The sequence below is a fragment of the Flavitalea flava genome (genome assembly GCF_054461575.1).
Genome location: NZ_JBTLQH010000048.1, coordinates 15,428 through 29,367 on the forward strand (window position 1 = coordinate 15,428; position 13,940 = coordinate 29,367).

Sequence of the window (13,940 nt, forward strand, 5' to 3'; positions counted from 1 at the left end):
AATACTATTTCTTTGATGCAGGTATTCCCTCAGTCATCCACAAAGGAGCAGAAACACCTTTCAGGTAATGATCAAAGAATTGTGTTAGCCGGATCGTATAATCTTTTATATTCTTTTCCTGGAATAAGGAATGGTCTTCTCCATCATATTGCAACATCCAAGCCCGACGGCCTAATCGGCGGAGCGCCGTGAATAACTCAACACCCTGGGCCCAGGGTACTGCCTTGTCTCCTTTATTATGAAGGATCAATAATGGGGTAGTTACCTGGTTCGCCTTTATTATCGGGGAATTCTCCCAGTACAGTTTCGGGTTTTGCCAAAGCGTACAGCCCATCCTGGATTGAGCCACCTCATAGACCCATTGTTTGCTGAATCCGATTCCATTTACTCCATCAATTCCATTATAATCTCCGATAAAATCAGAGGGCCCTGCCCCTTCCGCTGCTGCAACAAAGAGATGACTATGTGTGATGATATAATTCGTTTCATAACCGCCCCAGCTATGACCGGCTAGTCCCATTTTGGTGGAATCTACATAAGGACGTTGGGATAAGATTTTCGCTGCAGAGACGACGGAATTAAGTGCGCTTTCCCCGGGATACCCGATCCGGTAATGAATATCAGGCATAAAGACCAGGTAGCCCCTGCTCACAAAATAGGGCACATTAATATTGCAGGAAGCGGCCAACGCAGGAGGAAAGTAAGCAAAAGCTCCTTGGGAGGAAGTCTCGTAGTAATTAAATAATAGAGGGTATTTTTTCTTCGGATCAAAATTACCCGGTTTGAAAAGGAGGCCCTGGCAGGTATCTCCGTCCGGCAGTTGCCAATTCACCAATTCCGTTGTATACCAGTTATAGTCTTTTTGGGGTTGATTATTACTCAACCGCGTATAGGTTTTAAAATCCTTTGTCTCATAGAGGTTAGGGGCATCGGAAAAACAGGTTCGTTGAGTGACCCATACCTGGACATCTCTTGCTTTCTCCGGGTGACCAATGGAATAAGGGCTCATTATTAACAACTCCGGGTCTCCCTTTTTCTCCGGAATTATTCGGTAGAAACCTTGTTGTTTGTTGTCTTCATTGAATGCCCCCAGAATCCAGGATTCACGGCTGGATAACTGGTTGCTATATGGACTAATGGGGAAAAATTCGAACTTTATATGGTGTTTTCGTCCGTAGCCGTTAGTTACATTTACTGGAGCTTTGGTGCCTGAAGGATCCAGTTTCCAGATATCGTAACTTTCATAGACGAGCAAACTGTTGTCTCCATCAACCCAACCGGCAATTCCTGCCGGTCGGGGGTCAACCCCAAAATATGGGTTAGGTGTATTATAATACCGGTATTGTTCTCTTTTCCAGGAAACACCGCTTCCTTTGGTCAGTTGCCGGATGATCCCTTTGTTAATTTGGTAGCTGCAATACGCATCCGCAGCCGGGTCATAATAGATGACGTAGTCATCGTGCGGAGATATCAACAATACAGGGCTAATATATCGGGTATCGATCTGCAACGATTTCCGGGAACCATCCGTCAGCGATAATAAGGTAAAGGATGGTTGGCTTCCGGTCTGCCACCATTCACGAATATTCCGTTCCCCTGGGAAAAGTAGCGCATAATGATTCACCTCCCAGAAGGAATCCCAAAGTTTTTCTCCTTTTTCTTCCATCCGTCTCACCTTGGGGGCATTGATAGCCAAGACTGCAGCAAAAGAAGACCGGGTCGATGCTGCAGACATCAATTGGACGGATTGCAGTTCTTTATCCCGGTAATTCCAGACGTCCACCTTAACCATATCGTCAGATCTAGGAGGCATGGCCGTCGGCTTTTCCACCAGGTAAAAAAATAATTGATTACCATCCTTGCTGAACAATAAGGTTTCCTGTGTATTCAGTTTAAGATCTTTGTCTATTCCTGGCGAATAGTTTGTGGAAAGAGGCAGCATTTTCTCCATTCCCTTTTTGTAGTACCAGAGTGTATCTCCGGAAAAAAAGGCAAGCTGATCCCCTGTCTGATCAAATACATAAGCACCCGGAACCAGCCTGTCCTTCCAGATCAGTTTCTCTTTATTATTACTGGCTTCATACCAATGCAGAGAATACAGCGTATCTGTTTCGCTAGGTTCTATCTTAATATACAATAAATCCCCACCTGGGTCATTAAACACATAATTGGAGACAGGCATTGGCGCATCTTGTACTATCAGTTGTTCCTGACTGGTCATCAGGTTAAGGTAATGGAGGGAAAATAAAGACGCAAGACTAGTGACTTTTTGTGATTGCCAGATCAGGGCTTTTTTTTGAGTATCTAATTGAAAACCGGTTACCCCTGTAAATGTATTCTCCTGGCCACTATGCAGATCGCGTAGAATCAATTCCTTCTCTTCCGTATTCTTTATATAAGCCAGCCAGGAATCCTTGTTTTTTATAAATAATTCAAATTGGCCAATATGGGAAAGATAAGCCATTGTATCCTTTCCCAGGGATAACAGGCAAAGGCTATCCCCTTTCTTCAGGACAGCCCAGCGGCTATCTTCGCTGATCTCGCCATTTTGCCATCCAATGAATTCCCGCTTCCAGAAGTTGTCTATCGATTGGGCAATGAGCGTAGATTTACCGGTCGGCTGGTTATGGATAGAGTAAAGTAAATAGTTGCCATCAGGGCTGATCCTATTCACGCCGCCGACTTCCGGCCAATTTTCTATGGCGGGTAAATCAATTTCCTGTTTCTCATTGGTTCCAGATATATTTTGAGAGTGGGAATAAAAACCAAGGATTGCAAAAAATGCTAAAAGAAAAATAGGTTTCATATGGCGGCCTTTCTTATTTCAATTTTACAAAAATGCATAACCTTAAAATACAATAGTTTCCTGCACCTAAATTGCAGAATTCAAAGATAATTCGGGAATTCATATTTATCACCGAGGTGGAAACAATGAAAGTCTAGATGTCAAAGAACAAAAATATTATATTGAATATCTTATAATTAACACGTTGCGATAGTTCCAATCACTTATAAGATTCTTATAAATACGATAATAAAAAAAGTCGTTTTTTTTATAGTGATAGACTTGTTTAGGAGTGTTTATCCGTTGTATATTGTATCAGATCCATTTCCTGGTGATTAATCAATTTTATTTCATCATTTTTTTAATTTTTGTTAATCAAAGTTTTATTGCTTTTGAATCTAAAAGCAGCAGATTTATGAAACGTTCAAGAGTATTTTTAGGAATTACTACCACTTTATTAGCGATTGCAGGTATCGCTGCCACAAAGGCATATCGAAATCCATTGAAGAAATCATTTACCTGTACAAAAGTAGTTTCTCCAATTCAAACCTGCCCTATTGCCGTGTTCACTAGATGTGCCTCAGAGTCAATTGGGTTGACATGTTTTTATCGTCAGGGATCTCATAGGCATGCTATTTACACAGAAGGAGGAGCTGGCGTGCCTTGTGTAAAATTAGTAAAATATAACCCCCAGTAGACATTTTTAGATTTCAAAGAAAGATATAATGGCAGGGTAGAATCTCATCCAAAAAATGCTTTTCCTATTGTTCCGAAAAATATTAAAAGGGCTAGCCTTTTGTTTTACCCGAGCCAATTTTCTATGGCTGGTAAATCGATTTCCTGCTTTTCCTCTGCCGGTGTTAAATTTTGTGTTTAGGAAGGAAGAAAAAGAGTAATAAAAGTGGCCAAATTTTTTTATTGCTTTTTGAATGTAAAAAGCGCGCTAATTTACGAAACCATATAGATTATTTTTAGGGGTAACGACAGCCATATTGGCCATTGCCGGTGTGGCGGCTACAAAGGTAAACCGCGCACCTAAAGTACAGCGATTCACCTATACCCGCGTGGCTGCGAACCCCAACTTTCAAACCTGCAATATAGGATTGTTCACTTCCTGTACCCTTCATGCGACGGGAGATGTATGTTATTATCTAAAGGGCCCAAACATATTCCCCGTCTAGACACAAGGTAATGCGGGTAAATTGTGCAAGACTTTGGTGTTCCATAATAATCAGTGAAAAGTTCATTGTTAAATATTCAACTCATTTCCCTTTTGCGAGGCCGCTCACGGACTGGAGTACCGAGCTCTCCGGGAGATCGCTGATGTCAAAACTATCAGGCGATAGGGTGGTCATCATATCTTTCAGATCAGGCATGTCCTTCAAGTTTTTTTCCTGCTTTAGCAAACAGATCTCCAGCCCGTCGGCGCGGCCGTTGTAAAAAGCCGATACCCGGAGCAAATATTTAAATGCCGGAATAGGATGCCCACCAGGAATATCAACAGGGTCACCAGGCAGGACTTAATTCCAAATTGGGAATTGGATTTGAAATGTTTGTCCATTACTGTCTATCCTCAAACAAACCTGCAATTCTGTTAGGCCACTCACAGGAAGGGTCATATATCAAACATGCGATACCCAATTTCCTCAAAACGTTTATGCACATTTTCTCCGAGCCTTCGTCATGGGTCTTTCTAATGATCAGGACCGGATTCAAGCTGTCATAATCGTCTTTCATCGCCTCGCAATAATAGGCTAGTTGAAAAGAGCCTTTCGCCGATTGGGCGAATAAATTAACCTCGTTCGTGCTTTTGATTTCGTAGATATTTATTCGGCCGGCCCATCGTATCATCAGATCGACGGATCTGGTTTCATAGGGAATGATTCCCCTGGATATCATATAGGTTGTAATGTCCCGTAACATGTCCTGGTGGAATTTTTCAGCCGTTTCCGTCTTGGCTAGCGCGGCCTCCAGGTCGACGATATGATCGGAGTCGACGAACTCTCTGGCATAGATTGATTCCGGATCTATCTCGGTGAACTCTGTGTCGACTATTCGCCTGATTTCGGACGAATGGTTTTCGGGTTCGGATGTCCGATCCTTCGTCTCTAAAAGAATATTTAGCGGATCATAGGTTCGAAGATATGATAGGCATTCTGCGGCGACCAAGGGACCGAAGCGGTCACTTATTAATGCATGGGCGAAATTGGCGAATGGACCGAGTTTATTCACTGATCCAGTGCACCATATCGTATCGAGACTATAATTTCGAACGATGCGGTTTATGGCAATTTTGGCTAATGAAGCTCTTCTCTTCGGGGCATTTTCCAAAACAATGTCCTTGATCGAGGAGGTCGGCGGGGGCGTAAACTTTCTTTGTACTTTCGAACGGACGAAATCGAATATCCGCAGCTTCGATTCGGCGTCGATCTCATTTATTCCCATGGGGAAAGAATTAAATGCCTCGGCAAAGAAAAGACTGCCATCGGCATTCGGCGATCCGATCCTAAATGAGGAAGTCAAATTCGCATGTAAAAGATAATCTCCTTTATAATAGGTATCAGTAAATCTTTCGATCCTCCATGGTTTTATGAATCCAGCCACCTCGTCTCGTCGTCCTCTAACGACCACCCAGACGCCTGACCGAACCAAGGATCCCTCATGGCCGTGCATCATCTCCGCGGGTATGACGTAGGCCGGGGAAATCCCGCCTTTTTTTAAGCCATAATAAAGCTCGGTCGATATTATCCAGGCAAAATATTTATCCATCCGGCGATAATTCTTTTAAGGCTTCGTCTAACGAGGTAGGCCAGGAGACGCGGTCCTGCAATAGGTGATGCTGTTTCATCTCCTTTTCCCGAAGTCTGACTATTTCCGTCTCCTCTATCGTTCCTTCGCAGGCGATGAGGTAATAATTCACATGGTCCGACTCTTGCCCGCGTCTATGAATTCTGTCTAGGGATTGCAGGTAATGGGCAGCCTGGTTGGAATAAGATATATACGCCGCATCATATGAGGCGTGCAAGGTAATCCCCGCCCCCGCGGCGGCCGGGTTTCCGATAAAAAGCACCGTAGATGGGTCTTCCTGGAAGGATCGGACCGCCTCCTTTCTCCGGACCGACGGAATGGATCCGTCCACTCTCACCGGATTATACCGAGCATAACGCGTCATTAAGTCGTCCAGGCTCTTTTTATAGTACGACCATATGATGACCTTTCTTCCCGAGGAAGTCAATCGTTCGACGAGTTCGTCGAGTACCTTGTATTTCACTGGCGTCTCTGTCAAGGAGGGGTCTATCGCTTTCGGGTAACTGCATATTTGCAGGAGAACAGAGCGGCGTTGGAAGTACGATAGCAGACTCTTTTTAAAGGTCTCGTTGTCCAGTGTCTTCAGTTCCAGGGCCAATTCGCTCTTCGCCTTTTCGTACATCAGCGCCTGTCGGCCTTCCAACGGAACTCGAACGACATGAAAATTCTTCTCAGGAACATAATCCAGAATCTCCGTCTTTAGGCGGCGAATGAAAAGCCCTTTATTTTCTACGAGCTCCGATATGGAGTCCCAATCCGCCGCGGGGTCTTTAGATTTTACGAATCCTCCGAAGGTATATCCCAAATCGGCCAAATCGAATTGGTGTATGAGGTCGTGAGCTGAATTCGGCGCCGGCGTACCGCATAGCACGAAACACCGTTCGCAATAGCTTCGCAATTTCGATACGTTTACCGAGCGAACCGAGCCCCCATTCTTGAGATAATAGGATTCGTCTACGACCAATAAATAGCGAACCAGAGCTGCGATCCCCGTAAGGGAAGTCATCATGACGTCCACGCCTTCGTAGTTGGTGATCAGGACCTGAAAATCCGTTAGTGCCGCTTCATATTTAAGCCTTCGGTCTCCCTCGGCCTGCACGATCTTATATTTTCCAGGAAGAAATCTTTCTAAATCCTTATTCCATTCGCTGACCATGCTCTTGGGGCATACGACGATCATGGCGTCGACGGCCTTATTTTCCATAAGTAGGTCGAAGGAGGCCAGCGCCATCACCGTCTTTCCGCTGCCTTGCTCGTCGAAGAGGCAGAGACCGAGAAGCCCCGGCAGGGTCATAGCCGCCACCGCCGTTGCTTGGGGGGGGTCGAGGACTTTTAGCCATCGTTCCGGTAGGGCCGCCACGTCTTCGTTTTCCAAGATTTCGTGGGCCTTTCCTCTTGCAACGCCATGGATCTCGAACTTCTCGATATATTTCCGTAACGGCTCGGAGCCGAGGGCCTTCGGGTCCAAAAGATCTTGGACGGTCGACAAAGCCGAAGCCGGAATCTTGATGGTGTCGCGACCGGTAACTCCCAGCGACCCTATGCGTCTATATATGGCAGCCTTAAGGCGTAAGAATTCCATGCCGGAGGCCTTAATATTCACTTCGTTGTTTTCTAGCGAGATTTCCATCGATTATTCCGCCGTTGCGGCTTTGCTCATTTTTATCACCATTTCCAATGACTCCTCCAGCTTTTCTCTTGACGACTGGGGAAGGGCCTTGATTTCCTTCGCGGTCATGTCATGGAGGAATCGTACGAAAGTCTCGATTCGACCTGCGGCCTCCTCCGTGGACCTGGAGACGCGCATGTTATAGTCGATGATGGCTTTGGCAGCCTTGGCGGCAGTCGGTTCCGGCTGCATCAGTGCTGCCAGGGCCTCGGGGTTCTTCCAGGCGCTATAGGCAACCCGTACCTCGGGAAAACTGGAAAATTTACCTTCGTCGACCCATTTGAAGAATTGGATCTTAAATTGGATGTCCGTCTTTAAAGGATCGAAGAAAGATTTTTGGGCCTCGTTGAAATATTGATAATTTTTGGCGGCGACTCTTTCCGCATCGTTCTCGGAAAGATTTAAGCCTCCGCCGCTCGGGTCTTCAAGGTCGATGGGAGAGGTGGCGAAAGTGGTGAATTCCTCAATGATTTCGTGTATCTTCAAGGTCTCTCGAATCTTGCTCTTCGCCCAACTGAATTTCTTGGAGATTTGATCGACTGTTAGGCCTTCTTGACTTGCATCGACTATCTTGGTTGCCTTGACATAATCCGGCCATTCCAATTTTAAGGAGGCCGAGAAATTCTCTTCGACCAATACGAAATGCTCGTCCTCCTCGGTGGCTGTATCGGATAGGGCGTAGGCCTCCACCATTTGAAGATCCTGCTTGTTTGGATACGTGTCCCCCATCGTCATTAAGGCGTATTTTAATGCGAAGAAACGTCTATTGCCGTCCAGGAGAGTACCGCTAAATGACAGGGTTAGAGGCTCCCGGAGACCGTTTTTGAGTATGTCATCACGCAAGTCGCCGAGTTTGACGTCCGGATCGGTCTTCATCAAATCGAAGATCTCGTCTTGGGTAAGGTCTCTTTCGCCGATACGGGATCTTAATTTTTTCTTCGCCAATTCGATCCTTGGGTTGTCCACCCATCCTTGAATGGAAGAGACATTTACCTTCCCCTCCCAGACCATGAGCTTGCGCCCGTTGTAGAGACGTTGTTTCATGACCGGTGCGGGTTTGGGGAGTAAGAATGAAGGTGCATTCATGATTCGTTAGTTTTTCATTTGAGGTTTAATATCTAATTCCGTTAGCCTGTAAGAGTCCTTCGAAATAGGCGATTCGATTTTTTAATTCTTCGAGCTCGGTCTTCGGGGATAGACCGCTGGAAACTCGAATTTTATCTACCAAGGGTTCATAAGCATTGCAAAATGGACTCGCTAGATGTCTTGCCAATATATGCTCCTTCTTGATCTTATCTATCCAGAATTCGGACAACTCGGCTGAGAATTTTTTTCCAAGTAATATAGTTAATGCGTCTATACAATTTTTTGCGTGCGAATCGGGAATCGGCATGTCGCGTACGACAAATACCGCTAGGTCCGTAAAAAAGGTGGATCCGGTTATTTCGGAAAAGAACCGAGGTAAGTTTTTCGCCCAGTCCGTGTGACGAACGATCCCCCATTTGACGCCCGATGCAGCCTGTCCCAGGTTCATCAGGGGGGCGGGCCGCTTGGGGTAATAATAGGGGGCGGCTTGTTTGGAGGCGTTCTTTAAGGGGACGGTTAAAAAATTGGAAGAGATCCTTTTTTCCGGCATAGTACCGTCTTTGGCGATTTTTCCCAGTTCGTAAACCTGATATGGATGGCCATCTGCATTTCCAAGTAGGACAAGCTTGGTAAACTCAAATTCAATGGCTTTTCTGGCATGGATTCCATCGGTCTTATCGGGATTGCAATCCAGATAGGTCTCGTCGGTATTTTTCAACACGGCTTCGAATGCTAGGAAATACATTAGCCCCGAGGTACGTTCTAGCGCGGTCTTCCCCGACGACTTGCTGGACTTCAAGCGTTTGAAACAGGTTAGTACCTGTTCCGCGCAAAAGTATTTTGGCATTTACAATCATTTACGTTTCGTTTTCTTTTCCTTCGAAAAAACAACGTCCCTGTCGCATGCGCGGAGGGGCTTGCCCGCCTTTACGAATTGGTCGAAGCTCAGGTAGTCGGAGAAGTCCTCGCGTAGGTCCTTGCCTTGGAGGGCCTCCGATATGCGACCCGCGATCTCGTAAGCCAGTCGGGGCGGAACCGCGTTGCCGATCTGCTTATACTTCGATTTGACGGTCCGTCCTTCGAAATCGAACCAGTCCGGAAAGGATTGGATCCTGGCGATTTCCCTGACAGAAAATATTCTTTTCTCCAATGGATGCCATACGCCGGCATTCTCCGGCTTAAAGGCGGCGGTAATGGTCCCGGCGATCTCGTCCCTGTGGAAACGCCGATAGAATTTTGGCCAACGATACCGCTCGATATTATCCCAAATCTTCTGCAGCCTCGGAGGCAATCGCTCGTACGGAATGCTCTTCCAAGATCCCCCTTCGGGCACCATATCGCCGATGGCGATTGCCTGGGGATTCAGCTGCATAAGCTCCGACTGGTTCTTGGCGTCTTTCGGCAGGTCCAATATCGTGTGCCGCAGCGTCAGATCTTTTCTCTCGATAGAAGGGGGAAAGGAAAAAACGCCATGTTTTTTACTACGCTCGATTCCAACGATGACGACTCTAAGCCGTTTTTGCGGGACGTTATGGTGGGAGGCGTCGACCAGGCTGAACGTGACATCGTAGCCCAGGTCGTTCAATTGTTCGCAAATGCCCTCGATGAGCAATTTTTCGCCATCCATAAAAGATAAAATGCCACGTACGTTCTCGAAGACGACTGAACGAGGCTTAAGCCGTTTTACGATGTCGATGGCTGTCTGATATAACATGCCTCGGTCGTCGGTGAGTCCCTTCCTGGATCCCGCATTTGAGAACGGTTGACAGGGAAAGCCCGCGGTCAGTACGTCCGGTCGCCTTTTCAGTTTGGGGAGTTCTACGTTCCTAAGATCTCCTTCGACTATTTCACCTAAGTTCGCCCTATAAGTGAGACAAGCATCGGGATCAATATCGTTCGCCAGAATCGTTTTAAACCCCGCTTGGCGAAATCCAAGGTCGAATCCGCCGCACCCGGAAAAAAGACTGACATGTGTGTAGTCGCAATCGACTTCGGATGCAGGCCGGTCTCCGAAAACGCTCCATGGCCGACTACCTGTTTCCGATATTTCGACCGCTTTGAAGGTTTGCGATGAAATATTTTCTAAAGTTAACTGCCTTTTACGGGAAGCCGCAAAGGCTTTCATACCTGATTTTCGGTCGATCCTTACAACGACAGCCTCCAAAGCAGGCTTTTTACCCTTTTTTACGGCTGAAACCGTAGCGGAGCTCAAACGGCTATCCTTTGTATCGATTTTAGAAGTTGTAGTAAACATGGAAAACCTGGGCTATCTAATTATTTGGCTATTATTGTCTAACGGTAAACATAAGAATTTCAATCCTTTAAAAAAAACAAGATTTTTTTAATAGTGTTAGGCTTCTTAAGCTCACATTCCCATAAAATTAAGCATTTCCATCCCAATTTCTTTAGTTTTTTTTTGTTGGCTAAATCTCTATTTTTATTTTTTGATATTTTCGTAGCCCAGAATTCAGTATTAGTCTTTGGCAATTTGCCAGTTCTACAAATGTGGCCGTGCCAGAAGCAACCATTTACAAATATTATTTTTTTCTTAGGTTTGAAAACAAGGTCAGGAGTTCCCGGTAAGTTCTTCGAATGCAACCTGTATCGGAAACTTGCCTTCCATACAATGCTACGAACCATCATTTCAGGCTTCGTATCCTTGCTCTTGATTTTTGACATTAATAATCCTCTTTCCATCTTGATCAAACCCAATTTAGTTGCTTGACAATTTCGACAAATACAATACACATACAAATATCAAACGAGGGAGTTTACTTCTCATCTTGATACGATGAAAATCGCCACTCCAGATGTTTGCAAAAGCCGTCAATATCCGGGAAAATGGTTGAATTATTGACTCCTAGTACGTGCAGTTGCTTTCTAATAGCTGGAAATCCCGAATAAGGTATTATGCACTTAACTAACTTATCCTTAAAACTTTTATTTGTTTCAAATTTGACCATTTTCCCCGTAGAGTTTATTTTATGCACTGTAAAAACTCCCGCTTGAGCAGAGATTCGCCTTGAAATCACTGACGATCTGAAAATTTCAGTGATTTTATTTGTGAAAGGATCGATTTCCCCCGTATTTGTTCTAAAATCATCAACAACACCTGATAATATCCATACGACTCCGTCTTCAACGATTCCTGTTTCATTTTTTATCGGCGGTTTTTCCACGGCAAACCACAGTGTGACTAAAGCGCTATAGGTCCAATCCAAGAGTCTAGTAGGCAATCCATGATGTTGGGCCAGCGCGAGTAGATCCCAATTATTTTCTGGCTTAAATTCAGTCAAAGGTAAAACTCCGCGCCTAAATTCACCAAGCATAATCTTTTCAAGTGCGGTAATATTACCTTTCATTCTAATTCTCGCAAGTTTTGGCAACAATGGCCTGTCGACCGGTTGGCCCCTAAATAGTAAGTCCGAATTGTTACCTGCTTTTTTATTGTCTGCCTTTACCTTCTCAATTATACCTATAAAATCCCTTACGCTCGATATTTTTGGCGGTCGCTTATTTACCATCTATACATTTATTATATTGTGCATTTAAACCATTTTGAATACCTCAAAATCCGATCGTGAATTAATGCCATGATTGGCCAATGTGTTCATTTTTTTCCTTCCTCCTTCACTTTCTTTACTGTGAGATAACAATCATTCGTTTGAATCAAGAAAACAAATCAGGAACGATAAACGGAGTTAGAAATACTGAAAATAATGTAAAAAAGCCGAATAGGGATAAACGACATTAATGAAAACACCTATTCCCTATGGGTTTCAGGATGGGATAAGATAGCTTTTCCCCGGCATATGCAGGATGAGATCGTCTATACCCTGTTTTGGTATCAACTGGGACAGCACCGTCCCTATCACTTTTTATCGCTAAAAGACGCATTACCCGTTAAATAAGATTTAATAATATTTTACCTCCACGCCCTTAGGCAACAGATGCCGATAGGGAGGATATTTGTTTTCAGATCGGGAGTCGCAGAAGGTTTTATGGCATAAAAAGAAACGATGGCATCACTGTAGGTGACATTGTTCTGGATCTGCCACGTGGCTATCTTGTTCAACGTTGTATAAAATAGGGGCAGTCTAATCGTTCATGGACAATGGCAATCTGCAGGCTGTCGCGCCGGCAGATTGAATCCAAGAAATCCAGGGTATAATAAGACTCCCTTTTGCTTCGGGCTAATTCTTTATTGGCAATTCTGACCAGGTCGAAATTTTTTCCATCGGTCAGGTTAGATGCCGCTCTGATATCTCAGAGAAAATAGCCACGCCTGACACCCAGATCTTAAATGAATTATGAAATGCCGTGATAGTTAAGGTTTAAAAATTACCCAAACAAGAATATCAATATATAATGCATATAATACCGCGCCACTACACCTTTCGAAGGGATGGTTGGAAAGAATGTAGGTTATTTTTCAGATCCGAAATCAATCAGACAGGAAACTGATCATGAATCGTCCGCCTTCTTTATAATAATAACTTTTTCGTTGCCGGGAGTATTGGACCGGCGCGCCGAAGTCTTTCATGAGCCGTATGTATTCATACGTGCTTCTTTCGGACATACCGATCTTATTGGCTAATTCATTGGGCGTTCCCGTTCCTTTGATCCGGATCAGGGAGTCGATGCGCGTAAGGCGGTGAAAGATTTCTTTTTGCATGGATAAGGTGGTTTTTTATTAATGAGACTGTTCTGGAAAGGTAGTACTATCAGCAGCAATCATATATTGACTTTTGTCGATATTAGATACTTTACTATAAAACCTTATATAGGGAAACCCCGACTTAACACAAAAAACTTGGCTGCCGGTACCTTTCAGTGAGTATTTAAAGGAATAACCAGGGTATATAATGATTGCGGTTATGTATAACTGGTAGATTAGTGTTCACCCATCCAACAAATCCGGCCTTCTCTCCTGTGTCCTCCTCACCGATTCTTCATACCGCCAATCCTCAATCTTCTTAGGATCCCCGCTCAGCAGGATCTCCGGCACCTTAGCGCCCCGCCAATCGGCAGGTCTTGTATATACCGGCGGAGCAAGCAGATTGTCCTGGAAGGAGTCAAATAACGCAGAGGTCTCGTCATTCAGAACGCCTGGGAGTAACCTTCCAATGGCATCTACAAGAATGGCGGCGGCGAGTTCTCCCCCGCTGAGGACATAATCTCCGATAGAGATCTCCCGGGTGACATATTTGTCCCTGATGCGTTGATCGATCCCTTTATAATGACCGCAGATAAGGAGCAGATTCTCAGACATCGAGAGATGGTTGGCGATCGATTGATTCAATCGCTCTCCATCCGGAGTGAGATAGATAATAGCATCATATTTTACTTCTTTCGAGAGCGATTCGATGGCATTGGCCAATGGCTCGGGCATCATCACCATACCGGCGCCACCTCCATATTGGTAGTCATCGATTTGTCCATATTCATTCAGCGCCCATTGCCGTAAATGGTGGGTCCGGATCTCCAGCAATCCCTTTTCCTTTGCTCTCTTTAAGATACTATGGGAAAAGGGGCTCTCCAGCAGCTCGGGAAGGACGGTCAATATATCGATACGCATGGGGCAAAGATAAT

11 protein-coding genes are annotated in these 13,940 nt (G+C 44.9%); 1 reads left to right on the forward strand and 10 read right to left on the reverse strand.

Annotated elements, in window-relative coordinates; translation table 11 throughout:
• Positions 1-4 precede the first annotated feature (4 nt).
• Entirely contained in the window at positions 5-2,806 is a 2,802-nt protein-coding gene (locus ACX0G9_RS26835) for an alpha/beta hydrolase family protein (RefSeq protein ID WP_459068059.1), read from the reverse strand.
• A gap of 394 nt (positions 2,807-3,200) precedes the next feature.
• On the opposite strand from ACX0G9_RS26835, the gene ACX0G9_RS26840 reads away from it, so the two are divergent.
• On the forward strand, positions 3,201-3,482 hold the full coding sequence (locus ACX0G9_RS26840; RefSeq protein WP_459068060.1) for a hypothetical protein: 282 nt from the start codon (positions 3,201-3,203) through the stop codon (positions 3,480-3,482).
• Positions 3,483-4,345: 863 nt separating this feature from the next.
• On the opposite strand, the gene ACX0G9_RS26845 is transcribed toward ACX0G9_RS26840, so the two are convergent.
• The 9 genes from ACX0G9_RS26845 to trmD all read right to left on the reverse strand — a co-directional run bounded on the left by ACX0G9_RS26845 (position 4,346) and on the right by trmD (position 13,926).
• Positions 4,346-5,554 (reverse strand): hypothetical protein, encoded by a 1,209-nt coding sequence (locus ACX0G9_RS26845; protein WP_459068061.1) that lies wholly within the window; start codon positions 5,552-5,554, stop codon positions 4,346-4,348.
• On the reverse strand, positions 5,547-6,887 hold the full coding sequence (locus ACX0G9_RS26850) for a DEAD/DEAH box helicase (RefSeq protein ID WP_459068082.1): 1,341 nt from the start codon (positions 6,885-6,887) through the stop codon (positions 5,547-5,549). Before ACX0G9_RS26850 ends, ACX0G9_RS26845 begins: the two co-directional genes overlap by 8 nt.
• 339 nt (positions 6,888-7,226) lie before the next feature.
• Complete coding sequence (locus ACX0G9_RS26855; protein ID WP_459068062.1) at positions 7,227-8,348, reverse strand: ParB N-terminal domain-containing protein; 1,122 nt, start codon at positions 8,346-8,348, stop codon at positions 7,227-7,229.
• 25 nt (positions 8,349-8,373) lie between these two features.
• On the reverse strand, positions 8,374-9,093 hold the full coding sequence (locus ACX0G9_RS26860; protein WP_459068063.1) for a hypothetical protein: 720 nt from the start codon (positions 9,091-9,093) through the stop codon (positions 8,374-8,376).
• Positions 9,094-9,201: 108 nt separating this feature from the next.
• On the reverse strand, positions 9,202-10,602 hold the full coding sequence (locus ACX0G9_RS26865; protein ID WP_459068064.1) for a DNA cytosine methyltransferase: 1,401 nt from the start codon (positions 10,600-10,602) through the stop codon (positions 9,202-9,204).
• A gap of 59 nt (positions 10,603-10,661) precedes the next feature.
• Positions 10,662-11,045: a very short patch repair endonuclease gene (locus ACX0G9_RS26870; protein ID WP_459068065.1), complete on the reverse strand. Its 384-nt coding sequence runs from the start codon at positions 11,043-11,045 to the stop codon at positions 10,662-10,664.
• Positions 11,046-11,119: 74 nt separating this feature from the next.
• Positions 11,120-11,872, reverse strand: coding sequence for an FRG domain-containing protein (locus ACX0G9_RS26875; protein ID WP_459068066.1), 753 nt, complete (start codon positions 11,870-11,872; stop codon positions 11,120-11,122).
• A gap of 920 nt (positions 11,873-12,792) precedes the next feature.
• The gene (locus ACX0G9_RS26880) at positions 12,793-13,023 is read right to left on the reverse strand and encodes a hypothetical protein (protein WP_459068067.1); all 231 of its coding nucleotides are present in this window, start codon (positions 13,021-13,023) and stop codon (positions 12,793-12,795) included.
• 225 nt (positions 13,024-13,248) lie between these two features.
• Positions 13,249-13,926 (reverse strand): tRNA (guanosine(37)-N1)-methyltransferase TrmD, encoded by a 678-nt coding sequence (gene trmD / locus ACX0G9_RS26885; protein ID WP_459068068.1) that lies wholly within the window; start codon positions 13,924-13,926, stop codon positions 13,249-13,251.
• Positions 13,927-13,940 lie beyond the last annotated feature (14 nt).

Excerpts from the sequence above, each read along its gene's own strand:
- ACX0G9_RS26835 (WP_459068059.1), bottom strand. The coding sequence starts at position 2,806 with ATGAAACCTATTTTTCTTTTAGCATTTTTTGCAATCCTTGGTTTTTAT.
- ACX0G9_RS26860 (WP_459068063.1), bottom strand. The coding sequence starts at position 9,093 with ATGTATTTCCTAGCATTCGAAGCCGTGTTGAAAAATACCGACGAGACC.
- ACX0G9_RS26865 (WP_459068064.1), bottom strand. The coding sequence starts at position 10,602 with ATGTTTACTACAACTTCTAAAATCGATACAAAGGATAGCCGTTTGAGC.
- trmD (WP_459068068.1), bottom strand. The coding sequence starts at position 13,926 with ATGCGTATCGATATATTGACCGTCCTTCCCGAGCTGCTGGAGAGCCCC.
- ACX0G9_RS26850 (WP_459068082.1), bottom strand. The coding sequence starts at position 6,887 with ATGACCCTGCCGGGGCTTCTCGGTCTCTGCCTCTTCGACGAGCAAGGC.
- ACX0G9_RS26845 (WP_459068061.1), bottom strand. The coding sequence starts at position 5,554 with ATGGATAAATATTTTGCCTGGATAATATCGACCGAGCTTTATTATGGC.
- ACX0G9_RS26855 (WP_459068062.1), bottom strand. The coding sequence starts at position 8,348 with ATGAATGCACCTTCATTCTTACTCCCCAAACCCGCACCGGTCATGAAA.
- ACX0G9_RS26875 (WP_459068066.1), bottom strand. The coding sequence starts at position 11,872 with ATGGTAAATAAGCGACCGCCAAAAATATCGAGCGTAAGGGATTTTATA.
- ACX0G9_RS26870 (WP_459068065.1), bottom strand. The coding sequence starts at position 11,045 with ATGGAAAGAGGATTATTAATGTCAAAAATCAAGAGCAAGGATACGAAG.
- ACX0G9_RS26880 (WP_459068067.1), bottom strand. The coding sequence starts at position 13,023 with ATGCAAAAAGAAATCTTTCACCGCCTTACGCGCATCGACTCCCTGATC.
- ACX0G9_RS26840 (WP_459068060.1), top strand. The coding sequence starts at position 3,201 with ATGAAACGTTCAAGAGTATTTTTAGGAATTACTACCACTTTATTAGCG.